Origin of the sequence: Streptosporangium nondiastaticum (genome assembly GCF_003011965.1) — a bacterium.
Taxonomy (GTDB): domain Bacteria; phylum Actinomycetota; class Actinomycetes; order Streptomycetales; family Streptomycetaceae; genus Streptomyces; species Streptomyces nondiastaticus.
In genome coordinates this window covers 1-22,874 of the sequence record NZ_PXWG01000045.1, presented here as the reverse complement: position 1 = coordinate 22,874, position 22,874 = coordinate 1, and the positions used below count along the sequence as shown (strand labels likewise).

23 protein-coding genes and 2 pseudogenes are annotated in these 22,874 nt (G+C 70.6%); 21 read left to right on the top strand and 4 right to left on the bottom strand.

All coding sequences use genetic code 11. The annotated features are described in order from the left end of the window. Positions 1-40 precede the first annotated feature (40 nt). A complete protein-coding gene (locus B7P34_RS38660) occupies positions 41-283 on the top strand; it encodes a hypothetical protein (RefSeq protein WP_223267969.1) in 243 nt (80 codons plus the stop codon). A 12-nt stretch (positions 284-295) separates the two neighbouring features. Next, positions 296-1,630: pseudogene (locus B7P34_RS18135) on the top strand (ABC transporter substrate-binding protein); the annotation flags it as partial. 80 nt (positions 1,631-1,710) lie between these two features. Here B7P34_RS18135 and B7P34_RS18130 read toward each other — a convergent pair. Both B7P34_RS18130 and B7P34_RS18125 read right to left on the bottom strand, forming a co-directional pair. After that, on the bottom strand, positions 1,711-2,382 hold the full coding sequence (locus B7P34_RS18130; protein WP_030367627.1) for a response regulator: 672 nt from the start codon (positions 2,380-2,382) through the stop codon (positions 1,711-1,713). A 13-nt stretch (positions 2,383-2,395) separates the two neighbouring features. Next, the gene (locus tag B7P34_RS18125; RefSeq protein ID WP_106677769.1) at positions 2,396-3,343 is read right to left on the bottom strand and encodes a RecB family exonuclease; all 948 of its coding nucleotides are present in this window, start codon (positions 3,341-3,343) and stop codon (positions 2,396-2,398) included. 76 nt (positions 3,344-3,419) lie between these two features. On the opposite strand from B7P34_RS18125, the gene B7P34_RS18120 reads away from it, so the two are divergent. The 3 genes from B7P34_RS18120 to B7P34_RS18110 all read left to right on the top strand — a co-directional run bounded on the left by B7P34_RS18120 (position 3,420) and on the right by B7P34_RS18110 (position 6,564). Next, positions 3,420-4,736 carry a site-2 protease family protein gene (locus B7P34_RS18120; protein WP_353620250.1) on the top strand — a complete coding sequence of 439 codons (1,317 nt, stop codon included), beginning with the start codon at positions 3,420-3,422 and terminating at the stop codon, positions 4,734-4,736. Between the two features lie 80 nt (positions 4,737-4,816). Next, positions 4,817-5,704: a tRNA (adenine-N1)-methyltransferase gene (locus tag B7P34_RS18115; RefSeq protein ID WP_106677765.1), complete on the top strand. Its 888-nt coding sequence runs from the start codon at positions 4,817-4,819 to the stop codon at positions 5,702-5,704. Positions 5,705-5,949: 245 nt separating this feature from the next. Beyond that, the gene (locus B7P34_RS18110; RefSeq protein ID WP_223267967.1) at positions 5,950-6,564 is read left to right on the top strand and encodes a hypothetical protein; all 615 of its coding nucleotides are present in this window, start codon (positions 5,950-5,952) and stop codon (positions 6,562-6,564) included. A 4-nt stretch (positions 6,565-6,568) separates the two neighbouring features. Here the strand turns inward: B7P34_RS18110 and B7P34_RS18105 are convergent, their stop codons facing one another. Beyond that, positions 6,569-6,907 carry a ferredoxin gene (locus B7P34_RS18105; RefSeq protein ID WP_223267966.1) on the bottom strand — a complete coding sequence of 113 codons (339 nt, stop codon included), beginning with the start codon at positions 6,905-6,907 and terminating at the stop codon, positions 6,569-6,571. Positions 6,908-7,141: 234 nt separating this feature from the next. On the opposite strand from B7P34_RS18105, the gene arc reads away from it, so the two are divergent. The 6 genes and pseudogenes from arc (at position 7,142) to prcA (ending at position 12,981) form a co-directional block, all read left to right on the top strand. Then, entirely contained in the window at positions 7,142-8,917 is a 1,776-nt protein-coding gene (arc, locus tag B7P34_RS18100) for a proteasome ATPase (RefSeq protein ID WP_435693969.1), read from the top strand. A gap of 336 nt (positions 8,918-9,253) precedes the next feature. Further along, complete coding sequence (dop, locus tag B7P34_RS18095) at positions 9,254-10,765, top strand: depupylase/deamidase Dop (protein ID WP_189382864.1); 1,512 nt, start codon at positions 9,254-9,256, stop codon at positions 10,763-10,765. A 174-nt stretch (positions 10,766-10,939) separates the two neighbouring features. Then, on the top strand, positions 10,940-11,158 hold the full coding sequence (locus B7P34_RS18090; protein ID WP_030367635.1) for a ubiquitin-like protein Pup: 219 nt from the start codon (positions 10,940-10,942) through the stop codon (positions 11,156-11,158). 28 nt (positions 11,159-11,186) lie between these two features. Beyond that, positions 11,187-11,351: pseudogene (locus tag B7P34_RS39735) on the top strand (hypothetical protein); the annotation flags it as partial. Positions 11,352-11,371: 20 nt separating this feature from the next. After that, on the top strand, positions 11,372-12,148 hold the full coding sequence (gene prcB / locus B7P34_RS18080; RefSeq protein ID WP_223267973.1) for a proteasome subunit beta: 777 nt from the start codon (positions 11,372-11,374) through the stop codon (positions 12,146-12,148). Between the two features lie 47 nt (positions 12,149-12,195). Then, the gene (gene prcA / locus B7P34_RS18075; protein WP_106677756.1) at positions 12,196-12,981 is read left to right on the top strand and encodes a proteasome subunit alpha; all 786 of its coding nucleotides are present in this window, start codon (positions 12,196-12,198) and stop codon (positions 12,979-12,981) included. 92 nt (positions 12,982-13,073) lie between these two features. On the opposite strand, the gene B7P34_RS18070 is transcribed toward prcA, so the two are convergent. Further along, positions 13,074-14,144, bottom strand: a complete 1,071-nt coding sequence (locus tag B7P34_RS18070; protein ID WP_223267965.1) for a LacI family DNA-binding transcriptional regulator — start codon at positions 14,142-14,144, stop codon at positions 13,074-13,076. A gap of 122 nt (positions 14,145-14,266) precedes the next feature. Between B7P34_RS18070 and B7P34_RS18065 the strand changes: the two genes are divergently transcribed. The 10 genes from B7P34_RS18065 to tatC all read left to right on the top strand — a co-directional run bounded on the left by B7P34_RS18065 (position 14,267) and on the right by tatC (position 22,770). Continuing rightward, on the top strand, positions 14,267-15,553 hold the full coding sequence (locus B7P34_RS18065; protein WP_106677755.1) for an MFS transporter: 1,287 nt from the start codon (positions 14,267-14,269) through the stop codon (positions 15,551-15,553). Between the two features lie 9 nt (positions 15,554-15,562). After that, complete coding sequence (pafA, locus tag B7P34_RS18060) at positions 15,563-16,924, top strand: Pup--protein ligase (RefSeq protein ID WP_030367640.1); 1,362 nt, start codon at positions 15,563-15,565, stop codon at positions 16,922-16,924. Positions 16,925-17,061: 137 nt separating this feature from the next. Continuing rightward, on the top strand, positions 17,062-18,045 hold the full coding sequence (locus B7P34_RS18055; RefSeq protein ID WP_106677754.1) for an FKBP-type peptidyl-prolyl cis-trans isomerase: 984 nt from the start codon (positions 17,062-17,064) through the stop codon (positions 18,043-18,045). 78 nt (positions 18,046-18,123) lie between these two features. Next, positions 18,124-18,498 carry an FKBP-type peptidyl-prolyl cis-trans isomerase gene (locus B7P34_RS18050; protein WP_106677752.1) on the top strand — a complete coding sequence of 125 codons (375 nt, stop codon included), beginning with the start codon at positions 18,124-18,126 and terminating at the stop codon, positions 18,496-18,498. Between the two features lie 117 nt (positions 18,499-18,615). After that, positions 18,616-19,629, top strand: a complete 1,014-nt coding sequence (locus B7P34_RS18045; RefSeq protein ID WP_106677751.1) for a helix-turn-helix transcriptional regulator — start codon at positions 18,616-18,618, stop codon at positions 19,627-19,629. 76 nt (positions 19,630-19,705) lie between these two features. Further along, the gene (locus B7P34_RS18040; protein ID WP_106677749.1) at positions 19,706-20,668 is read left to right on the top strand and encodes a helix-turn-helix transcriptional regulator; all 963 of its coding nucleotides are present in this window, start codon (positions 19,706-19,708) and stop codon (positions 20,666-20,668) included. An 11-nt stretch (positions 20,669-20,679) separates the two neighbouring features. Further along, positions 20,680-20,919, top strand: coding sequence for a hypothetical protein (locus tag B7P34_RS18035; protein ID WP_106677798.1), 240 nt, complete (start codon positions 20,680-20,682; stop codon positions 20,917-20,919). A gap of 78 nt (positions 20,920-20,997) precedes the next feature. Beyond that, positions 20,998-21,213, top strand: a complete 216-nt coding sequence (locus tag B7P34_RS18030; protein WP_106677748.1) for a hypothetical protein — start codon at positions 20,998-21,000, stop codon at positions 21,211-21,213. Between the two features lie 229 nt (positions 21,214-21,442). After that, positions 21,443-21,724, top strand: a complete 282-nt coding sequence (tatA, locus tag B7P34_RS18025) for a Sec-independent protein translocase subunit TatA (protein ID WP_106677746.1) — start codon at positions 21,443-21,445, stop codon at positions 21,722-21,724. A 110-nt stretch (positions 21,725-21,834) separates the two neighbouring features. After that, a complete protein-coding gene (gene tatC, locus B7P34_RS18020) occupies positions 21,835-22,770 on the top strand; it encodes a twin-arginine translocase subunit TatC (protein ID WP_223267964.1) in 936 nt (311 codons plus the stop codon). Positions 22,771-22,874: the final 104 nt, after the last annotated feature.

Sequence of the window (22,874 nt, the reverse complement as noted above, 5' to 3'; positions counted from 1 at the left end):
TTGTTCAGAGACGAACAAGGAAACTGTGAGGAACGTGCACGTGAGGAAACGTGACCAGTGGCTTGCCGCCCCGCTCGGTGCGGGGCTCGCCGCCGCCCTGCTCACCGGGTGCGGTTCGGAAGACGGCAACGCCGGCGGCACCGGTGAGTCGGTGGTCATGGGGATGTCCGACGAGGTCGTGTCCACCGACCCGGCATCCGGCTACGACCCGGGCTCCTGGATCGTGTTCAACAACATCTTCCAGTCGCTGATGAGCTTCCCCAAGGGGAGCACCATCCCCTAGCCCGACGCCGCCGACAAGTGCAGCTTCAAGGACGAGAGCAGCACCGTCTACCAGTGCACCCTCAAGGAGGGGCTCAAGTTCAGCAACGGCCACGACCTCACCTCCGAGGACGTCGCCTACTCCTTCAACCGCACCCTGAAGATCAACGACAAGAAGGGTCCCGCCTCGGCCCTGCTGTCCTCGATCAAGAACATCAGGACGCCGGACAAGCTGAACGTCGTCTTCGAGCTCAAGCGCTCCGACGCCACCTTCCCGCAGAAGATCGCCTCGGGCGCCGGCTCGATCGTGGACCACCAGGAGTACCCCGCGGACAAGCTCCGCACCGACGGCAAGGCCGTCGGCTCCGGCGTCTACAAGCTGGACTCCTACGACGAGAAGCAGGCCAAGTTCTCGGTCAACAAGGACTACAAGGGCAGCGCCGTCGTCCAGAACCGCGGCGTGACGATGAAGCTCTTCCACGGCGAGCAGACCGCGCTGAAGGAAGCCGTCCAGAAGGGCGACATCGACCTCGCCTACCGTGGTCTCGCCATGAAGGACATCGCCGACCTCGACGCCGCGGCCGGCAAGCACAACCTCAAGGTCGTCGAGGGCACCAGCGCCGAGGTCCAGCACCTGGTGTTCAACACCAAGGACCCCGTCGTCGGCAAGGTCGGCGTCCGCAAGGCCATCGCCTACCTGATCGACCGCAGCGCCCTCGTCCGCGACGTCTACAAGCGCACCGCCGAGCCGCTGTACTCGATCGTCCCCAGCGGCATCACCGGTCACAAGACCTCGTTCTACGACACCTACGGCGACCGGCCGCAGCAGGACAAGGCCGCCGCCGCCCTGAGCTCCGCCGGCATCAAGGACAAGGTCAAGCTCACCCTGTGGGCCACCCCGGTCCGCTACGGCCCGGGCACCGTCCCGGAGTTCCAGGCCATCGCGCAGCAGCTCAACAAGAGCGGCCTCTTCGAGGCGGACGTGAAGTCCGTCCCGCTGGAGGAGTACGAGCAGGGCATCGCCGCCGGCAAGTACGGCGTCTACGTGAAGGGCTGGGTCCCCGACTACCCGGACCCGGACAACTTCACCGCGCCCTTCTTCGGCGAGGACAACGTGGTCTCCAACAACTACGAGTCCAAGGAGATCACCAGCCGCATCCTGGCCACCGCCGCCAACGGCAGCCGGCCCTCCACCGTCAGCGACTACGCCAAGGTGCAGAACACCGTCGCCCAGGACGTGCCGCTCCTCCCGCTCTGGCAGGGCAAGCAGTACGCCGTGGCCAGCGAGCGCGTCTCCGGTCTCCAGTGGACCCTCGACGCCTCGACCGTCTTCCGCTTCTGGGAGATCAGCAAGTCCGCGAAGGGCTGACCCGCCCCCGACGCGAACGTGCCCTCCCCCGGGACATCCGGGGGAGGGCACCGTGCTTTTCAAGGGAGAGAAGCGGGCGGCTACTGCGCGCCCGGCCGCACCAGCCCGCTCTCGTACGCGTAGACCGCAGCCTGCACCCGGTCCCGCAGCCCCAGCTTCGTCAGGACGTGCCCCACATGCGTCTTCACCGTGGTCTCACTGACGAACAGATCCGCCGCGATCTCCGCGTTCGACAGACCGCGCGCCACCAGCTTCAGCACCTCGACCTCGCGGTCCGTCAGCGTGTGCAGCGTGTCCGGCAGCGGCTCCTCGCCCGACGGCAGATGACCCGCGTACTTGTCCAGCAGCCGGCGCGTGATGCTCGGCGCGAGCATCGCCTCACCGCCCGCCACCACCCGGATCGCCTGCACCAGCTCATTCGCCGGCGCGTCCTTCAGCAGGAAACCGCTCGCACCCGCCCGCAGCGCCTCCACCACGTACTCGTCGAGGTCGAAGGTGGTCAGCACCAGCACCTTCGCCGGGCCGTTCCGGTCCGGACCGGTGATCTGGCGCGTCGCCTCGACGCCGTCCATCCGGGGCATCCGGATGTCCATCAGGACCACGTCCGGCTGCAGGGCCCGCACCTGATCCAGCGCCTGCAGGCCGTCCCCCGCCTCGCCCACCACCGCGAGGTCCTGTTCCGCTTCGAGAATCATCCGGAAGCCGGTGCGCAGCAGCGGCTGGTCGTCGACCAGTAGGACGCGGATCGCCACAGGAACTCCTTCGTTAGACCGAGTCCATTCTGCCCTGCTCGCCCTCCCCGGTGGCCACCCGGCCGTCGCGCTGCGCCACGATCGGCAGCGGATACGGCGGGGGAGTGCCGCCGAACTCCGGGCACACCGCCTGGTGGTCGCACCAGCCGCACAGCTTCGTCGGCCGCGGCCGCCACTCACCGGTCTCCGTGGCCAGCACGATCGCGTCCCACAGCGCCCGCAGCTTGCGCTCGACCGCCCGCAGCTCCTCCTCCACCGGGTCGTACGTCAGCACGTCACCACTGCCGAGGTAGACCAGCTGGAGCCGGCGCGGCACCCGGCCCTTCAGCTTCCACAGCACCAGCGCGTAGAACGTCATCTGGAACAGCGCCTCGGAGCGGAACCGCGGGGCCGGAGCCTTGCCCGTCTTGTAGTCCACGATGCGCACGTCGCCCGTCGGCGCCACGTCCACCCGGTCGATGAATCCGCGCAGCAGCGGGCCCGACTCCAGCGCCGTCTCCACGTACAGCTCGCGCTCCGCGGGCTCCAGCCGCGTCGGGTCCTCCAGCGTGAACCAGCGCTCGACCAGCCGCTCCGCCTCACCCAGCCACTTCGCCAGCAGCGCCGGATCGTGCGCGCCGTCCTCGTCGTGGAAGAGCTCGGCCAGCTCCGGGCGGGAGGCCAGCAGCCGCTCCCACTCGCCGGGCACCAGCCCCCGGGCCCGCTCCGTCGTCCGCTCCGCCGCGGGAGCGTCGAAGAGCCGCTCCAGCACCGCGTGCACCACCGTGCCGCGCGTGGCCGCCGCGCTCGGCTTCTCCGGCAGCCGGTCGATCACCCGGAACCGGTACAGCAGCGGGCACTGCATGAAATCGCCCGCCCGCGACGGCGAGAGCGCCTTCGGCCGCCCCGCACCCGTCCCCGTCTCCGCAGGCCCGCGGCGCGCGTCCGACCCGGCCTGCCCGGCAGGGGCCCCACTGTCCATACCCATGACAGAAAACCCTAAGGCCCGCCACCGACAGCCGGCGTCATACCATCGACCACAGACCCCTTCGCACTGCATGATCGGAGCAGCACCGGTCACCTGCGAGGGCCGCATCCGACGAGGGGACACCGTGGAGAACAGCGGGCAGAGCAGGTCCGGCGGCGGGGACGCCGGTCACCGGCACGAGCCCGGCAAGCCCCCGCCCGAACGCGCCCGGGGCAGCGGCGGCGGCATCCTCATGGGACGCCCCTTCGGCGTACCCGTCTACGTGGCCCCCAGCTGGTTCCTCGTCGCCGCCCTCATCACCTGGGTCTTCGGCGGCCAGCTCGACCGCGTGCTCCCCGAGCTCGGCCGCGCCCGCTACCTCGTCTCCCTCTTCTTCGCCGTCGCCTTCTACGCCTCGGTCCTCGTCCACGAGCTCGCCCACACCGTCGCCGCCCTCCGCTTCAAGCTCCCCGTGCGCCGCATCCAGCTCCAGTTCTTCGGCGGCGTCTCCGAAATCGAGAAGGAGACCGAGACCCCCGGCCGCGAGTTCGTCCTCGCCTTCGTCGGCCCCCTCCTCTCCCTCGTCCTCGCCGGCGTCTTCTACCTCGGCGTGCTCGCCGTCGAGCCCGGCACCGTCCCCGGCGTCCTCCTCGCCGGCCTCATGGTCTCCAACCTCCTCGTCGCCGCCTTCAACCTGCTCCCCGGCCTCCCGCTGGACGGCGGCCGCATGCTCCGCGCCGTCGTCTGGAAGCTCAGCGGCAACCCCATGACCGGCACCGTCGCCGCCGCCTGGATCGGCCGCGCCCTCGCCGTCGCCGTCCTCATCGGCCTGCCCCTGCTCACCCGCGCCGGCGGCGGCCTCGGCGAGTCCGGGGCGGACCTCGGGGGCCTCGACTCCCTCACCGACGCCCTCCTCGCGGCGATCCTCGCCGCCATCATCTGGACCGGCGCCGGCAACAGCCTCCGCATGGCCCGCCTGCGCGAGCGCCTCCCCGCCCTCTCGGCCCGCGCCCTCACCCGCCGCGCCGTCCCCGTCCAGGCCGCCACCCCCCTCTCCGAGGCCCTGCGCCGCGCCGGGGAAGCCGGCGCCCGCGCCCTCGTCGTCGTCGACGGCCGCGGCAGCCCCACCGCCCTCGTCCGCGAAGCCGCCATCGTCGGCGTCCCCGAGCACCGCCGCCCCTGGGTCGCCGTCAGCGCCCTCGCCCAGGACCTCAAGGACGGCATGCGCGTCCCCGCCGACCTCGCCGGCGAGGAGCTCCTCGACACCCTCCGCGCCACCCCCGCCACCGAATACCTGGTCGTCGAGGCCGGCGGAGAGGTCTACGGCGTGCTGTCCACCTCCGACGTCGAGCGGGCCTTCGTGGCCGCCATGTCCCGGAACCCCTCCTCCGCCCGCACGCCCTCCTGAGGCCCCCCGCGAGCCTCCGCCCGGGGCCGCGCACCGGCGCCGTGTCCGTACCCCCGCCGGATGACGGGTACGCTGGTCACATGTCCGAACCGACCGGTGCCGCCCGCCGTCGCGGGCCCTTCCAGGTCGGGGACCAGGTCCAGCTCACCGACCCCAAGGGACGCCACTACACGTTCACGCTCGAAGCCGGGAAGCAGTTCCACACCCACAAGGGTGCCTTCCCCCACGACGAGCTGATCGGCGCCCCCGAAGGCAGTGTTGTCCGTACCACGGGAAACGTCGCCTACCTCGCGCTGCGCCCCCTGCTCCCCGACTACGTCCTGTCCATGCCCCGCGGCGCCGCCGTGGTCTACCCCAAGGACGCGGGGCAGATCCTCGCCTTCGCCGACATCTTCCCCGGCGCCCGCGTCGTGGAAGCGGGCGTGGGCTCCGGCTCCCTGAGCAGCTTCCTGCTGCGCGCCATCGGTGACCAGGGCATGCTGCACTCCTACGAGCGCCGCGCGGACTTCGCCGAGATCGCCCAGGCGAACGTCGAGCGCTACTTCGGCGGCCCGCACCCCGCCTGGCAGCTCACCGTCGGCGACCTCCAGGACAACCTGTCGGACACCGACGTCGACCGCGTCATCCTCGACATGCTCGCCCCCTGGGAGTGCCTGGAGGCCGTCTCCAAGGCGCTCGTCCCCGGCGGCATCCTCTGCTGCTACGTGGCGACGACCACCCAGCTCGCCCGGACCGTCGAGTCCATCCGCGAGATCGGCTGCTTCGCCGAGCCGCAGCCGTGGGAGTCGATGATCCGCAACTGGCACGTCGAGGGCCTGGCCGTCCGCCCGGACCACCGCATGATCGGCCACACCGGCTTCCTGGTCACCGCCCGCCGCCTCGCGGACGGCGTCGAGCCGCCCATGCGCCGCCGCCGCCCGGCCAAGGGCGCCTACGGCGAGGACTACGAAGGCCCCAACAAGGGCTGACCCCGAACGCCGCGTGCCCGGCACGCACGGCGCCGCCCCCGGGACCCCGCACCGCGGGGAACTCGGGGGCGGCGCCTCTTCGTTCGGCTCACCCGCCCGGCTCCCGCCCGCTTCCCGGCCCGCTCATTCCGGCGGCCCTCCACCGGCGTGCCCGCTGTTCACCGGTACGCGGTGATGTGGCACGATGCTGATCAATTCAGCACCCCCCGCATCCCCCGCAGTCACCGCCACAGGAGTCAGCGCGCGTGCAGCCACCGGCCGGCAGTCCTCGTCCAGACCGTGCTCAGCCCGATCCCGAGCCCGCCGAGCCCCTCCCGCACACCCGCCCCGGGCCCGTGCACTGGCTGGTCACCGCCGTGGCCCTGGCCGCCGTGATCGCCGCGGCCTGCGTCACCGGCCCCCGCGAGGACCCCGCCCCGGCCCGGGCCGTCGCCCCCGCCGCGGCCACCCGGGCCCCCGACGCGCTCGCCGCCCGCTACCCCCTCGAGTGCGGCCCCGGCGGCGGACCCGACGTCGTCCAGCAGATCACCTCGGACCTCGACCACGACGGCCGCCTGGAGACCGTGGCCGTCGTGCGCTGCCGCGCCGGCGGCGGCACCCCGCCCAGTGGCGTCTACCTCCTCGCCGAGCCCTCCGCGTACGGTGAGCCGCCGCGCGTGCTCGCCACGCTCGTCGACCCCAAAGAGAAGATGACCGTCACCGGTCTCACGGTCACCGAGGGCATCGTTTCGGCCACTCTGCTCGGCTATTCCGCCCCGAGCGTGCCGCGTTGCTGCCCGGACATGCAGCGGACCGTCGAATGGCACTGGAAGAACGGGAAGTTCGTCCTCCGGCCGCGCCCGGTCGCGGGGAGTGTGTGATCCGTCACTCCGCGTCGGGGCCGTAGACCTCCACCTTGTCCGAGACGCGACGCACGTGAATGCAGTCGCCCGGGCACTCCTTCGCGGAGTCCCGGACGTCCGTGAGCAGGGTCAGCGGCACCGGAGTCGTCGCGCCGGGCTCCTGCAGCAGCTCGTCGTCGGCGCTCTTCACATAGGCCAGGCCGTCGATGTCCAGCTCGAAGACCTCCGGCGCGTACTGGGCGCAGATCCCGTCCCCCGTGCACAGGTCCTGGTCGATCCAGACCTCCAGAGCCTCGTCCGTAGCATCCAGGCCCACCGGAGCCCCGGCCGTGTCTGCGCGGTCGTCGTTCTGCACGGTCATCTCGCCCTGCCGTTCGCTACGTCTGTGAATCAATTGGAGCCAGCCCTGACGGGTGTTGACCGACTCGACGATACAACCGCCCGCTTTCCGATGTTGATGGGTGGGTATTCCCCTGCTGTGGGGACGTGCGCAAGGGTGAAGATCGGACACACTCCGACCGGGTTTGTGATCTAGGGGTTTCAACCTGCACCGGCCCAGGTAGGGTCAGGAAGCGTCCAGCTCCCCTTGGAGGAGGTGAGGACCGTGGCAGCCCACGACGACGACATGAACCGCGGCATCCGGCCGGGACGAGCGTCCGACGACCTCGCGAGCCAGGTTGCCTATTACGAGCAGGAGATCGCCGTCCTGCGACGCAAGCTCGCCGACTCTCCGCGTCACACGAGGATTCTCGAAGAGCGGATCGTCGAGCTCCAGGCCAACCTGGCCGGCGTGTCCGCTCAGAACGAGCGGCTCGCCAACACCCTCCGCGAGGCACGCGACCAGATCGTCGCCCTCAAGGAGGAGGTCGACCGGCTCGCGCAGCCGCCGGCCGGCTTCGGAGTCTTCCTCAAGGCCAACGACGACGGCACGGCCGACATCTTCACCGGGGGCCGCAAGCTCCGGGTGAACGTCAGCCCCGGCGTCGAGGTCGAAGACCTCCGGCGCGGCCAGGAGGTCATGCTCAACGAAGCGCTCAACGTGGTCGAAGCCATGGAGTTCGAGCGGGCCGGAGACATCGTCACCCTCAAGGAGATCCTCGAGGACGGCGAGCGCGCCCTGGTCATCGGGCACACCGACGAGGAGCGGGTGGTGAGGCTCGCCGAGCCGCTGCTGGACACCACCATCCGCCCCGGCGACGCCCTGCTCCTGGAACCCCGATCCGGCTACGTCTACGAGATCATCCCGAAGAGCGAGGTCGAGGAGCTCGTCCTCGAAGAGGTCCCGGACATCGACTACACCAAGATCGGCGGCCTGGGAAACCAGATCGAGCTGATCCGCGACGCGGTCGAGCTCCCCTACCTCTACCCCGACCTCTTCAAGGAGCACGAACTGCGGCCGCCCAAGGGCGTGCTGCTGTACGGCCCGCCCGGCTGCGGCAAGACGCTCATCGCCAAGGCCGTCGCCAACTCCCTTGCCAAGAAGGTCGCCGAGGTCACCGGCAAGCCCGCGGGGAAGAGCTTCTTCCTCAACATCAAGGGCCCCGAGCTCCTCAACAAATACGTCGGGGAGACCGAGCGGCACATCCGGCTGATCTTCCAGCGCGCCCGGGAGAAGGCCAGCGAGGGCACCCCGGTCATCGTCTTCTTCGACGAGATGGACTCCCTCTTCCGCACCCGCGGCTCCGGAGTCAGCTCGGACGTCGAGAACACCATCGTCCCCCAGCTCCTCTCCGAGATCGACGGCGTCGAGGGCCTGGAGAACGTGATCGTGATCGGCGCCTCCAACCGCGAGGACATGATCGACCCGGCCATCCTGCGCCCCGGCCGCCTCGACGTGAAGATCAAGATCGAGCGCCCGGACGCCGAGGCCGCCAAGGACATCTTCTCGAAGTACCTCACCGAGACCCTGCCCATCCACGCGGACGACCTCACCGAGCACGGCGGGGACGCCAAGGCCGCCGTGGCCGGCATGATCCAGTCGGTCGTCGAGCAGATGTACGCGGAATCCGAGGAGAACCGCTTCCTCGAGGTCACCTACGCCAATGGCGACAAGGAAGTCCTCTACTTCAAGGACTTCAACTCCGGCGCCATGATCCAGAACATTGTGGACCGGGCGAAGAAGATGGCGATCAAGGCCTTCCTCGACCACAACCAGAAGGGCCTGCGCGTCTCCCACCTGCTCGCCGCCTGCGTCGACGAGTTCAAGGAGAACGAGGACCTGCCCAACACCACCAACCCGGACGACTGGGCCCGGATCTCCGGCAAGAAGGGCGAGCGGATCGTCTTCATCCGCACCCTGGTCACCGGAAAGCAGGGCGCCGACACCGGTCGCTCCATCGACACGGTGGCGAATACCGGCCAGTACCTGTAGGACCGCCGTCCGGCTGCGGATGTCCCGCCCCCGCCCCCGGCGGGGGCACACCCCGGGACAACCGCGGCCGGACGCGTTTTTCCCGGGAGCGCACTCCTCTCCCGGCCCGCCGCAGGATTTCCGCCAGGATCGCGCCACGGGGAGCGCCCATGGCCCGGGTACGCCACGAACCGGAGCAATGACTGTAATGATCTCCCCACCGCCGCAAAGCCGTTCTAGGCTCTTCGATACCGCCGCAGCGCGCGCCGGGGGACAGAAGGCCGGACACGGACCGGATGCGCAGCGGTACTTGAGCGCCGACCCCACCAGGGGGCGCCGCCGGGCAAGGAGGGCCGCATGACCGTACGGCGAGTAATGGGCATCGAGACGGAGTACGGAATCTCCGTCCCCGGTCACCCGAACGCCAATGCCATGCTCACCTCGTCCCAGATCGTCAACGCCTACGCCGCGGCGATGCACCGGGCGCGACGCGCCCGCTGGGACTTCGAGGAGGAGAACCCGCTGCGGGACGCCCGGGGCTTCGACCTCGCCCGCGAAGCCGCGGACTCCAGCCAGCTCACCGACGAGGACATCGGCCTCGCCAACGTCATCCTGACCAACGGCGCGCGACTCTACGTCGACCACGCCCACCCCGAATACAGCTCCCCGGAGATCACCAACCCCCGCGACGCCGTCCTGTGGGACAAGGCCGGAGAGCGGATCATGGCCGAGGCCGCCGAGCGCGCCGCCCAGCTGCCCGGAGCCCAGCCGATCCACCTCTACAAGAACAACACCGACAACAAGGGCGCGTCCTACGGCACCCACGAGAACTACCTGATGAAGCGGGAGACCCCCTTCTCGGACATCGTGCGCCACCTGACGCCCTTCTTCGTCTCCCGCCAGGTCGTCACCGGCGCCGGCCGCGTCGGCATCGGCCAGGACGGCCACGAGCACGGCTTCCAGCTCAGCCAGCGCGCGGACTACTTCGAGGTCGAGGTGGGCCTGGAGACCACCCTCAAGCGGCCGATCATCAACACCCGCGACGAGCCGCACGCCGACGCCGAGAAGTACCGCCGGCTCCACGTGATCATCGGCGACGCCAACCTCTCGGAGATCTCCACCTACCTCAAGCTGGGCACCACCGCCCTGGTCCTGTCCATGATCGAGGACGGCTTCATCGTCTCCGACCTGGCCGTCGACCAGCCCGTCCGCACGCTCCACCAGGTCAGCCACGACCCCACCCTGCAACGCCTGATCACGCTCCGCAGCGGCCGCACGCTCACCGCCGTACAGCTCCAGATGGAGTACTGCGAGCTGGCCCGCAAGTACGTCGAGAACCGCTTCGGGGCCGGCGCCGACGAGCAGACCAAGGACGTCCTGGGCCGCTGGGAGGACGTGCTGAACCGGCTGGAGCACGACCCGATGAGCCTGGCCGGCGAGCTGGACTGGGTGGCCAAGCGGGAGCTCCTGGAGGGCTACCGCCGCCGCGACGGCCTGGGCTGGGACGCGGCCCGGCTGCACCTGGTGGACCTGCAGTACGCGGACGTCCGGCCCGAGAAGGGGCTGTACAACCGCCTCGCGGCCCGCGGCAGGATGAAGCGCCTGCTGGACGAGACCGAGGTGGAGCGCGCCCGCACGGTCCCGCCCGAGGACACCCGGGCCTACTTCCGCGGCCGCTGCCTGGAGCAGTACGCGGACGACGTGGCCGCGGCCTCCTGGGACTCGGTGATCTTCGACCTGCCGGGCCGTGACTCCCTGCAACGGGTGCCCACCCTGGAGCCACTGCGCGGCACGCGCAACCACGTCAAGGAGCTCCTGGACCGCTGCCGCACCGCGGAGGAGCTGGTCCGGGTCCTCTCCGGGGGCTGAGCAGGTCTGAGAGGAGGACGTTCAGGGAATCATCACGGTGGTTCCGGGACGTTGTAGCAAGTGCAGGGCCGATGCCGGACCCGGGTTATAGGGTCTGATCATGCAGGGCCGAGTACGGCTGAGTACGACTGTGCACGTCCGATCCAGTACGTCGAACCGAGCGGGGTGAGGGATATGGCGACCAAGGACACCGGCGGCGGTCAGCAGAAGGCCACGCGATCCACCGAGGACGTCGAGGAACAGGCGCAGGACGCGCAGGTCTCGGAGGACCTCAAGGAACGGCAGGAGAAGCTGTCGGACGACGTCGACTCCGTGCTGGACGAGATCGACGACGTCCTCGAGGAGAACGCCGAGGACTTCGTGCGGTCCTTCGTCCAGAAGGGCGGCCAGTAGGCCCCGGCCGCCGCCTGCGGATCACGATCATGGGACCGGTAAGGTCCCTGGCGTAGTGCGCCCCAGCTCCGACGCGGGCCTGGGGCGGTTCAAGGATCGAGCGGACGTCATGGGGCGGGCCGCTGCATACCTGGAAGGAAACGTGTGGAAGCCAACACTCGTAGCACCGGGCGTCTGCCGGCTGCCTTCCTGACCCCCGGTTCCTCGTCCTTCATGGACTTCCTCTCCGCGCACCAGCCGGAGCTGCTCCCGGGCAACCGGGCGCTGCCCCCGGTGCAGGGCGCGATCGAGATCCCCCATGGGACGACCATCGTCGCGGCCTCGTTCCCCGGCGGTGTGGTGCTGGCCGGTGACCGCCGGGCGACGATGGGCAACGTCATCGCCCAGCGCGACATCGAGAAGGTCTTCCCGGCCGACGAGTACTCGGCGGTGGGCATCGCCGGCACGGCCGGTCTGGCCGTGGAGATGGTCAAGCTCTTCCAGCTGGAGCTGGAGCACTTCGAGAAGGTCGAGGGGGTCCAGCTCTCGCTGGAGGGCAAGGCGAACCGGCTGTCGACGATGATCCGCAGCAACCTCGGCATGGCCATGCAGGGCCTGGCCGTGGTGCCGCTGTTCGCCGGCTGGGACGTGGACCGCCAGAAGGGCCGGATCTTCTCCTACGACGTGACCGGCGGGCGCTCGGAGGAGCACGGCTTCGCCGCCACCGGCTCGGGCTCGGTCTTCGCCCGGGGGTCGCTGAAGAAGCTCTTCCGGGAGGACCTGACGGAGGGACAGGCCCTCACGCTCGTCGTCCAGGCGCTCTACGACGCCGCCGACGACGACTCCGCCACCGGCGGACCGGATCTTGCGCGGCGCATCTATCCGATCGTCACCGTCATCACCGACGAGGGGTTCCGGAAGCTCACCGAGGCACAGTGCTCCGAGATCGTCCGGGCCATCCACGACCGGCGGCTGGAAGAGCCGGACGGCCCGCGGGCCGCCCTCCTCTGAGGGCCGCGGTTGTGAACTCGTCAATGACAGAAAGGGACGGATAACCGGTGTCGACGCCGTTCTACGTATCACCTCAGCAGGCCATGGCCGACCGCGCCGAGTACGCCCGCAAGGGCATCGCGCGCGGCCGCAGCGTCGTGGTGCTCCAGTACACCGATGGCGTTGTCTTCGTCGCCGAGAACCCGTCCCGGGCCCTGCACAAGGTCAGCGAAATCTATGACCGGATCGCGTTCGCCGCGGTCGGGAAGTACAACGAATTCGAGAATCTGCGGATCGGCGGCGTGCGTTACGCCGATCTCCGTGGTTACACCTATGACCGGGACGATGTCACGGCCCGTGGCCTGGCCAACGTCTACGCCCAGACGCTGGGCGGGATCTTCTCCAGCGCGGCCGAGAAGCCCTATGAGGTCGAGCTGATCGTCGCCGAGGTCGGCGCGGGCCCCGAGGACGACCAGATCTACCGGCTGCCGCACGACGGATCGATCGTGGACGAGCACGGTTCGGTCGCCATCGGCGGCAATGCCGATCAGATCAGCAATTACCTCGATCAGCGGCACCGCGACGGCATGACGCTGTCCGAGGCGCTGAAGCTGGCCGTGGAGTCCCTCACCCGGGACAGCAACGGCGGTGAGCGGACGCTGACCGCGGAGCAGCTGGAGGTCGCGGTCCTGGACCGTACGCGGCCGCAGCAGCGGAAGTTCAAGCGGCTGCTGGGCCGGCAGTTGTCGCGGCTGCTGGAGGAGGGTTCGGGCGCGTCCGCCGCCGGCGCCGAGCCGGGTACGGAGCCGGAGGCGGCTCCGGAGGAGGGCGGAGAGTCCTCCGCCGAGAGCTGATTTCCTGCTGCCTCAGCCGTCGCCGTGCGCCCCGCCGGGTTTCCCCGCCGGGGCGCACGGCGTTTTCGCTCCGGTTCGCTCGGGCGGTCCCGCTAGGTGCGGGCGTGTGCCGTGGTGCCGCGGGTGACGAGGCGGACGGGGAGGGCCTCGGGAGCCGGGGTGCGGCCGTCGAGGACGGCCACGAGGGCGCGCATCCCGGCCTCGCCGACGGCCTCGGCCGGCAGCTGGACGGTGGTGAGCTCGGGCTCGACGGCCGTGGCGAGGGCGAGGTCGGTGAAGCCGGTGACGGAGAGGTCGGCGGGGACGTGCAGGCCCAGCCGGCGGGCGGCCTTGCAGGCGCCCGCGGCGAGGACGTCGTCGTCGCAGATGATCGCGGTGGGGCGGTGGCCGGGCTCGGCGAGGGCCTTCTCGGTGGCGCGCAGGCCGTCGGCGACGGTGAGGGGTGCCCGCTCGGTGCGCACCGTGGCGCCGGCCGTGCCGCGGAGGGCTTCGGTGAGGGCGCGGGCGCGGACCCGGAAGGTCCAGGTGTCGATGTCCGAGGCGAGGTGCAGGAAGCGCCGGTGGCCGAGGCCCAGGAGGTGTCCGGCGACCTGGCGCATGCCGTCGGCGATGTCGGGGTTGACGGTGGCGGAGGCTCCTTCGTGGCCGGGGTCGCTGTCGAGCATGACGAGCGGGAGGCCGCCGCCGCGGATGGCGCCGAGGGCTTCGGCGGCCATCGAGGAGGCGAGGACGCCGTCGAGGGTGGCGCTGGCGGAGGCGAAGGGGTCCTGGGCGGGGCCGGTGCCTCCGGGGGAGAGGTAGAGGACGACGCCGAGGCCGTGTTCCTGGGCGACGCGGACGACGCCGGTGTGGACCCGGGCGAAGAACTCGTTGGTGAGCGCGGGGACGACGAGCAGGACCGTGCGGGTGCGGCCGAGGCGGAGGTCGCGGGCGGCGAGGTTGGGGCGGTAGCCCAGGCTGCGGGCGGCGGAGCGGACGGCTTCGGCGGTGCGTTCGGAGACGCGGCCGCGCCACTTCTCGCCCATGACGAGGGAGACGGTGGCCTGGGAGACGCCGGCGGCGCGGGCGACGTCGCGGCTGGTGGCGCGGGCTCCGGCGCGGGGGCCGCGGGCCGTGGGCCACCGCTCGTCGCGGGGCTGCGCCTTCTCTTCGCCGCTGGTCACTGTCGGTGCCTCCCCTGACTGCCGCGGCCTGCGGCGTTGGACCCGCGGGCTGCGGCCATGATACGTATGACGCTTCTAGTTATACGTAAAACCCGAGGCTCGGGGAAGAGAGGAAGTCACCGATGGCGGCCGGCTACGGCGAGATGCTCCGAACGCGGCATGCCGCGCGCCTGCTCACAGGCACGCTGGTCGGCCGTCTGCCGAATGCCACGGCCGCGCTCGCGATCGTCCTCTTCGTCCGTGCCGAGGGCGGCAGCCTCGCGCTCGCCTCGGCGCTCTCCGCCGTCTACGGCGTGGCGAACGCGGTGGGCCAGCCACTGCTGGGCCGGGCCGTCGACCTCTACGGCCAGCCGCGCGTCATGCTGCCGTCGGCCCTGCTGGCCGCGCTCGGCATGACGGTCTTCGCGGCCGTCGGTCTGGAGCCCGTCGCCCTAGCTTACGCGGCCATGGTGGTGTCCGGTTTCTTCACGCCGCCGCTGGAGGGCGGGCTGCGGGCCCTGTGGCCCTCGGTCCTCAAGAGCGAGGAGCGCATCCACGCCGCGTACTCCCTCGACGCCATCGCCCAGGAAGTGATGTACGTCGTCGGTCCGCTGATCATCACCGGGCTCGTCTCCCTGTGGTCCCCGGCCGGCTCGCTGTTCGTGATCAACGCCCTGGGCGCCCTCGGCGCGCTCGCCGTCGTCACCTCGCCGCCGTCCCGCGAGTGGCGCAGCGCGCCCCGTGAGGCGCACTGGCTGGGCGCCCTGCGCTCGCGCGGCCTGCTCGTGCTGCTCGGCACGTTCTTCTTCATCGGTTCCGCGCTCGGCTCGATCGCCGTCTCCGCGGTGGCCTACGGAGAGGCCCACCACGACGGCAACATCTCCGGCTACATGCTCTCCGCGGTCGGTGTCGGCGCCTTCATCGGCGGGACCGTCTACGGTCACCGCCAGTGGCCCGGCACCCCGGAGCAGCGGCTGCGGCTGCTCGTGACGGGCCTCGCGGTGTGTTACCTGCCGTTGCTGCTGGTTCCGGGCCCGGTCCTGATGACGGTCTTCGCCGGTGTCGCGGGCGTCTTCCTGGCCCCCTGCCTGGCCTGTGCCTTCGTGGTCGTGGACCGGCACGCGCTGCGCGGCACCGTGACCGAGGCGTTCTCGTGGCTGGTGACCTCCTTCGGCGTGGGCGCGGCCATCGGCACGGCCTTCGCCGGTCCCGCGCTCCAGAACGTCAGCCTCCGTGCGGGCTTCGCGGTCGCCGTGGGCTGCGGCGTGGCCGCCCTGCTCGTCATGCTGCTGGCGCGGCGGGCGCTGCAGGCTCCCGCGACGCCGTCTCCCATCGTGGCGCGGTCGGAGGAGGAGCCCGCCGTGGCGCGGTCGGAAAATGATCGGAACGGTGCGGTCGAACCCGGTTTCAGCGCAGGGCATCAGGCGTAATGTTCAGGCATGGACCGCCGCATTTTCGGGCTGGAGAACGAGTACGGCGTCACGTGCACCTTCAGGGGACAGCGCCGGCTGTCGCCTGACGAAGTGGCGCGCTACCTCTTCCGCCGTGTCGTTTCCTGGGGCCGCAGCAGCAATGTCTTCCTGCGCAACGGAGCGCGTCTCTACCTGGATGTGGGCTCGCACCCGGAATACGCAACGCCGGAGTGCGACAGTGTGATCGAGCTGGTCACCCACGACAAGGCGGGCGAGCGCATTCTCGAGGGTCTGCTGGTCGATGCCGAACGGCGCCTGCACGAGGAGGGGATCGCGGGCGACGTCTACCTCTTCAAGAACAACACCGACTCCGCCGGGAACTCCTACGGCTGCCACGAGAACTATCTCGTCGCGCGGCACGGGGAGTTCTCGCGTCTTGCGGACATCCTCATCCCGTTCCTGGTGACGCGGCAGCTGCTGTGCGGGGCCGGGAAGGTCCTGCAGACGCCGCGGGGCGCGGTCTACTGCGTCAGCCAGCGCGCGGAGCACATCTGGGAGGGCGTCAGCTCGGCGACGACCCGCTCCCGCCCGATCATCAACACGCGGGACGAGCCGCACGCCGACGCCGAGCGCTACCGCCGGCTGCACGTGATCGTCGGGGACTCCAACATGTCGGAGACGACGATGCTGCTGAAGGTCGGCGCGACCGACCTGGTGCTGCGCATGATCGAGGCCGGCACGGTCATGCGGGACCTGACGCTGGAGAATCCGATCCGGGCCATCCGCGAGGTCAGTCACGACATCACGGGCCGGCGGAAGGTCCGGCTCGCGAGCGGGCGCGAGGCCTCGGCCCTGGAGGTCCAGCAGGAGTACTACGAGAAGGCCGTGGACTTCTGCGAGCGCCGAGGCATCCGCACGGGCACGGTGGAGCGGGTCCTGGAGCTGTGGGGCCGCACCCTGGAGGCCGTCCGGGACGAGGACCTGGACCGCATCTCCACGGAGATCGACTGGGTGATGAAGTACCAGCTCATCGAGCGCTACCGCGCGAAGAACAACATCACGATGTCGCACCCGAGGGTGGCGCAGATAGACCTCGCGTACCACGACATCCACCGCCGCCGCGGGTTGTACTACCTGCTGGAGAAGCGCGGTCAGGCGGCCCGGGTGTGCAACGACCTCAAGATCTTCGAGGGCAAGTCGGTGCCGCCGCAGACGACGCGGGCCCGGCTGCGGGGCGACTTCATCCGCCGCGCGCAGGAGCAGCGGCGGGACTTCACGGTCGACTGGGTGCACCTGAAGCTCAATGACCAGGCGCAGCGGACGGTGCTGTGCAAGGACCCGTTCCGGTCGGTGGACGACCGGGTGGAGAAGCTGATCGCCGGGATGTGACCGGGCGGCGCGGGCAGCGTGGTGCACCGGGCGGCCGGGCCCGGTGCACCGCCGTGTCGAGCGGGGTTGATCGCACAGGTTGAGCCCGTAGAGTGGCGGGCACTTGCTCAGTCACCCCCCTAGCCCGAGTTGGACTGATGAACCTCACGAAGAACACGCGTCGCCTGGCCGCGGCGCTGGCCGTGCCTGCCCTGCTGTTCTCCGCCGCCGCGTGCGGTGGTGACGACAAGGGCTCGTCCGAGGCGAAGGTCTCGGTGAAGGGCGACTTCGGTCAGAAGCCCGAGATCTCCGTGGAGAAGGGGTCGAAGGCGGGCGACGAGCTCACCGTCAAGACGCTCTCCGAGGGCAAGGGCGACAAGGTCGAGAAGGGCACGTTCGTGCGCCTCGACTTCGCCGTGCAGAGCATGAAGGACGACAAGCCGCTGGGCGGCTCCTGGTCGAGCCAGGGGCAGGTTCCGGGCAACAAGGACGTGCGCCGCCAGGACGTCTTCGCGGCGGGCCAGCCGGGGCAGCAGGTGCCGGCGAAGGTGGCGGACGCCGTGATCGGCCAGCGGGCCGGCAGCCGGGTCGAGGTCGTGGGCACGGTGAAGGAGACCATCGGCGAGCAGGTCAACCCGCAGCTCGGCCTGGCTCCGGAGGACGGCCTGGTCTGGGTCGTGGACGTGGTCGGCGGCCAGAAGGTCGACCCGAAGAGCGAGGTCAAGGGCGATCAGGCGAAGCCGGACGAGGGCATGCCCGAGGTGAAGGTGGTGCCGCAGAAGGCCGCGGAGATCACCATTCCGAAGGACGCCAAGGCGCCGTCGGACCTCAAGGAGCAGGTGCTGATCAAGGGCAGCGGCCCGGAGATCAAGGCCGGCGAGGGGCTGATCGCCCAGTACACGGGTGTGAAGTGGGAGGACGGCAAGAAGTTCGACTCCTCCTGGGACCACTCGGGCGCGACGAGCTTCCAGATCGGCACCGGTTCGGTCGTCCAGGGCTGGGACAAGGGCCTGGTCGGCAAGCACGTCGGCGACCGTGTGGAGCTGGTGATCCCGCCGAAGCTGGGCTACGAGGGCCAGGCCGGCAGCGGCCTGGACAAGAACACCCTGGTCTTCGTCGTGGACATCGTGGGCAAGGTCTGACCCGTAAGGTCCGAACCTTGACCGGGATCTGCCAGACTTGCACGGTTGTCTACAAGATTCGTTCGTAGGAGCACTTTCGTGAGCATCGACAAGCCGGAGATCGACTTCCCCGAGGGCCCGGCGCCCACCGAGCTGGAGATCACCGAGGTCTGGGAGGGCGACGGCGCGGTCGCCAAGGCCGGCGACTTCGTCAAGGTCCACTACGTGGGCGTGGCGTTCTCCACCGGCGAGGAGTTCGACGCGAGCTGGAACCGTGGCAACCCGCTGGAGTTCAAGCTGGGCGCCGGCCAGGTCATCGAGGGCTGGGACAAGGGCATCCAGGGCATGAAGGTCGGTGGCCGCCGCAAGCTGGTCATCCCCGCCCACCTCGCCTACGGCGAGCGTGGCGCCGGTGGCGGCGTGATCGCCCCGGGCGAGACGCTGATCTTCGTCTGTGACCTGATCGCGGTCTGACGTCATCCGCTGACGGGCCGAGGGTCCATGCCCCGAGGGGCATGGACCCTCGGCTTTTGCGCAGGAAGACCGGGGCGGTACGGTCAGCGGTTGAGAGCACAAGTAGAGAGGGCGTCGATGGCGATTGCCAAGGCCGAGCGGCTGATGAACCTGGCGCTGTGCCTGCTGGGGACCCGCCGCCCGCTGAGCAAGCGGGAGCTTCGCGGGTCCATCGAGGCCTACCTGGAGGCCTTCGGGCCGGGGAACGGGGCGGCTTCGGGCGCCGAGTCCGGCGCCGCGGACAACGCCACGGGCAGCGATGACGCCTTCAACCGCATGTTCGAGCGCGACAAGGACGATCTGCGCGAGCTCGGCCTGATCATCGAGACGGTGGAGAGCGTCGACGGCGAGACCGGCTACCTGGCCCGCCGCGACAGCAACCGCCTGCCCCCCATCACGCTGGACGTGGAGGAGGCCGCCGCCCTGGGCCTTGCGGCCAGCGTCTGGCAGCAGGCCCGCCTGGCCGCCGCGGCCAGCGGGGCGCTGCAGAAGCTGCGGGCCGCCGGCATGCCGCTCGCGGAAGAGGTCTACGGCAGCCACAGCGCGCTGGAGACGCGGATCCCGGTGCACGAGGCGGCCTTCGAGCCGCTGATGCTCGCCGCGCGCGACCGGCGCCCGGTGGTCTTCGACTACCGCAAGGCGAACTCGGCCCGCCCCGAGCAGCGGCACGTCGAGCCGTGGACCCTGGAGTGCTGGCGCGGCCACTGGTACCTGGCGGGCTGGGACCGCGACCGCAAGGCGGAGCGGGTCTTCCGGCTGTCCCGGATCACCGGCAAGGTCCGCTCGCGGGGCATCCCCTTCACGGCGCCGGTGCCCGACCACGTGACGGTCCGCGAGACCGTCGAGCGCTGGGCGGGCGAGACGGCGACGGGCACGGCCCGGATCAAGGTGCGGGCCGACCACGGCTATCCGCTGCGCGCCCGGGCCACGAGCACACGCGAGCTGGGCGACGGCTGGGACGAGCTGGAGATCCCCTACGGGCACGGGCTGGACGCGTGGCTGGTGGAGTTCGGCCCGGACGTGGTCGTGCTGGAGCCGGCCGAGCTGCGGGACGCGGTCCTGGACCGGCTGCGTGCCGTGGCCAAGGGCTGAGACAGGCTGATACGGGGACAGGCGGACGACGGGCCCGAGGGCCCGGCGAGGGCTGAGAGGAACGGACCGACTTCTGATGGCCGGAAACGCCATTGACCAGACGCGGCGCATGCTGTCGCTCGTCACCTATCTGCGGGAGCGCCCCGGCGCCCGGGTCACGGACGTGGCACGGGCCTTCGGGATCACCGAGGACGAGCTCATCGGCGACCTCGACGTGCTGCCCATGTGCGGCACCAGCTTCCGCGGCGGTGACCTGCTCGACATCGACACCGACGGCGACCGCATCTGGTGGCACAACCCGGACGCCTCGGGCAGCAGCACCGGTGAGCCGCTGCGGCTCGCCGCCGACGAGGCCACGGCCCTGCTGGTGGCCGCGCGCGCCGTGGCCACGCTGCCGGGCCTGCGCGAGAGCGGCCGGCAGGCGCTGGTGCGGGCCACCGCGAAGATCGAGGCCGCCGCGGGCGAGGCCGCCGGGGCCAGCTCCCGGCTGTCGGTGACCTTCGAGTCCGAGGGCGGCGTCTTCGCGGACGTCGACCGGGCGATCGCCGAGCGCCGCCGCGTCTGGATCACGTACTACTCGCCCGCGCGCGACGAGCTCACCGAGCGCGAGGTCGACCCGATCCGGCTGTTCGTCGTCGGGCACACGTACATGGAGGCGTGGTGCCGGCTCTCGGAGGCCCGGCGCACCTTCCGCCTGGACCGGGTGGCCGAAATCAGGCTGCTGGACGAGCCCTCCGACCCGCCGCCGGTCGAGCTGCGGGACCTCTCCGAGGGGCTGGTGCAGCCCGCCGCCGAGGACCCGGAGGTCGTGATCGAGGTCGGCCCCGGCGGCCGCTGGGTCGCCGAGTACTACCCCCACGACAGCGCCGAGGAGCTGCCCGACGGGGGCCTGCGGATCACGCTGCGCACCCCGGACCCGGCCTCGCTGCGCCGGCTCGCGCTGCGGCTCGGCGGCGACGGGCGGATCGTCTCGCCCGCCGCGCTGGCGGACAGCGCCCGGGACGCGGCCCGCGAGGCCCTTGCGGCGTACGGGGAGTGAGGGTGGAGGGGATGGACGGGAGGGTGCCGGGCGCCGCGATGTTCAAGGCGGCCTGCCCGGACTGCCGCGGCAGCTTCGAGCTGGCGGCGAGCGCGCTGCGGCTGGCGATCGGCGGCAGCCGGCGCACCACCTTCTACTCCTTCACGTGCCCGGACTGCGGTACGGCGGTCCGCAAGCCGGCGGGGGAGCGGATCGTGGAGCTGCTGACCGGCGGCGGCGTGCGGACGCTGCGGCTGCACTCCACGGTCTGAGCGCGCCGCCCGGACAAACAGCTGTTTTGAGTCATTCCGATGCTTCGCGTCGTTCCGACATCCCGATAGGTTCGTCCCATGTTCTGGCCCATGCTTGCCGTCGCCCTCGCCTTCCTGGGCATCGCCGTGCTCGGGGTGCTGGCCGCCCGGGTGCTGGCCGAGGTGCGGCGGCTGGCCCGCCAGGTGTCGGAGAGCTCGGTGCGGATCAGCCGGGCGGCGGAGGACCTGGAGCGCGCCGCGGCCCCGCTCGCCGCCGCGAGCGCCCGGGCGGTGCAGACTTTGCGCCAGGAATGAGCGGTTCTGACAACGTCGCTCCCGCTCTCTGCTGGGGCCGCTGACCGGGCGGTACGCTGTTTCGGCGGCCCTGGCTACGAGGCGGGGGGCCGCAACCGGGAGTACGCAAGGGGATTGCCCAGCGTTTACCCCTGCGCGTTACGATCGCTGCCGTACGTCTGATGGACAAATGTCCGATCAGTCGGGCAGTACCCCACCCCATGCCGCCTCGGTGAGAAGGTAAACGCAAATGTTCGGTAGGCTCGGCGCCCCCGAGATCATCCTCATTCTCGTCGTCATCGTCCTGCTGTTCGGTGCGAAGAAGCTCCCGGACATGGCGCGTTCCCTCGGCAAGTCCGCCCGCATCCTCAAGAGCGAGGCCAAGGCCATGAAGTCGGAGGGCCAGGACAACGCCTCCGCTCCGGCCGACCCGCCCGCCGGCCAGGCCCCCCGCACGATCAAGGCGGCTCCCGGCGATGTCGCCGGCGCCCGGCCGGTCACCGAGCCGAGCGACCGCACGACCCAGCACTGAGCACCGCTCAGCCGGGTCTTTCAGGTTTCCAGCTTTTCCAGGTTTTTCCAGGGACGATCGAGGCGGCCGCCCCCGTGGCGTCCGTCTGCCGCACGAGATAGGGACGTGGGTTGCCCAAGTCTGCCCGCAAGAAGGAGAAGGACCCCGAGGGGCGGATGCCGCTCGCGGAGCACCTCCGTGAGCTGCGCAACCGGCTGGCCAAGGCGGTCCTCGCGATCGTCGTGGTCGCGATCGTCGCGGCCTTCTACCAGAAGCAGCTCACGGACTTCCTCTCGAGCCCCGTCCCCAAGTGCGAGGGGCGCGACCTCGCCCAGAGCCACGGCGGCAACTGCGCGGTCGTGGTCTTCAACAGCCTGTCGTCGCCGTTCACCACGATCGTCAAGATCTGCCTCCTGGCGGGCGTGACGGTCTCCGCACCGATCTGGCTCTACCAGCTGTGGGCGTTCCTCGCCCCCGGCCTGCACAAGAACGAGAAGAAGTACACGATCGCCTTCGTGGCGACGGCGGCCCCGCTCTTCGTCGCGGGCGCCTGGCTGGCCTACTCGATCATGCCGATGAGCATGCGGGTGCTGCTGAAGATCACCCCCGAGTCGGCGGCCAACACCCTCAACCTCGACGACATCCTCGACTTCACCGTCCGGATGATCCTGGTCTTCGGCCTCGCCTTCGAGCTGCCCCTGCTCCTGGTGATGATGAACATCGCCGGCATGGTCACGGGCAAGACCATGGTCAAGTGGTGGCGCGGCGTCGTCATGGGCACCTTCGTCTTCGGCGCCGTCGCCACGCCCAGCACCGACCCGTTCGGCATGTGCATCCTGGCCGTCCCGATCATCATCCTGTACTTCGGTGCGGTCGGGTTCTCGATGCTCAACGACAAGCGCCGGGCGCGGAGCAACCCCGACCGGATGCTGTCGGACGACGAGGCCGCACCGCTGGACCTCACCCCGCAGTCCCTCGGCGACTCCGAGCCGATGCCGGCCCTGCGGGACCGCTCCGAGGACGGCCGTCAGCACGCCGCCCGCAACGGCTACGACGACGTGACCTGACCCGATAGGGTCCGCCGGGTGACCAGCGACATCACGCTCTTCGTCAACCCGGCGGCGGGCCGCGGCCGCGGGGCGGGCGCGGCCCAGCCCGCCGCCCGGGCGCT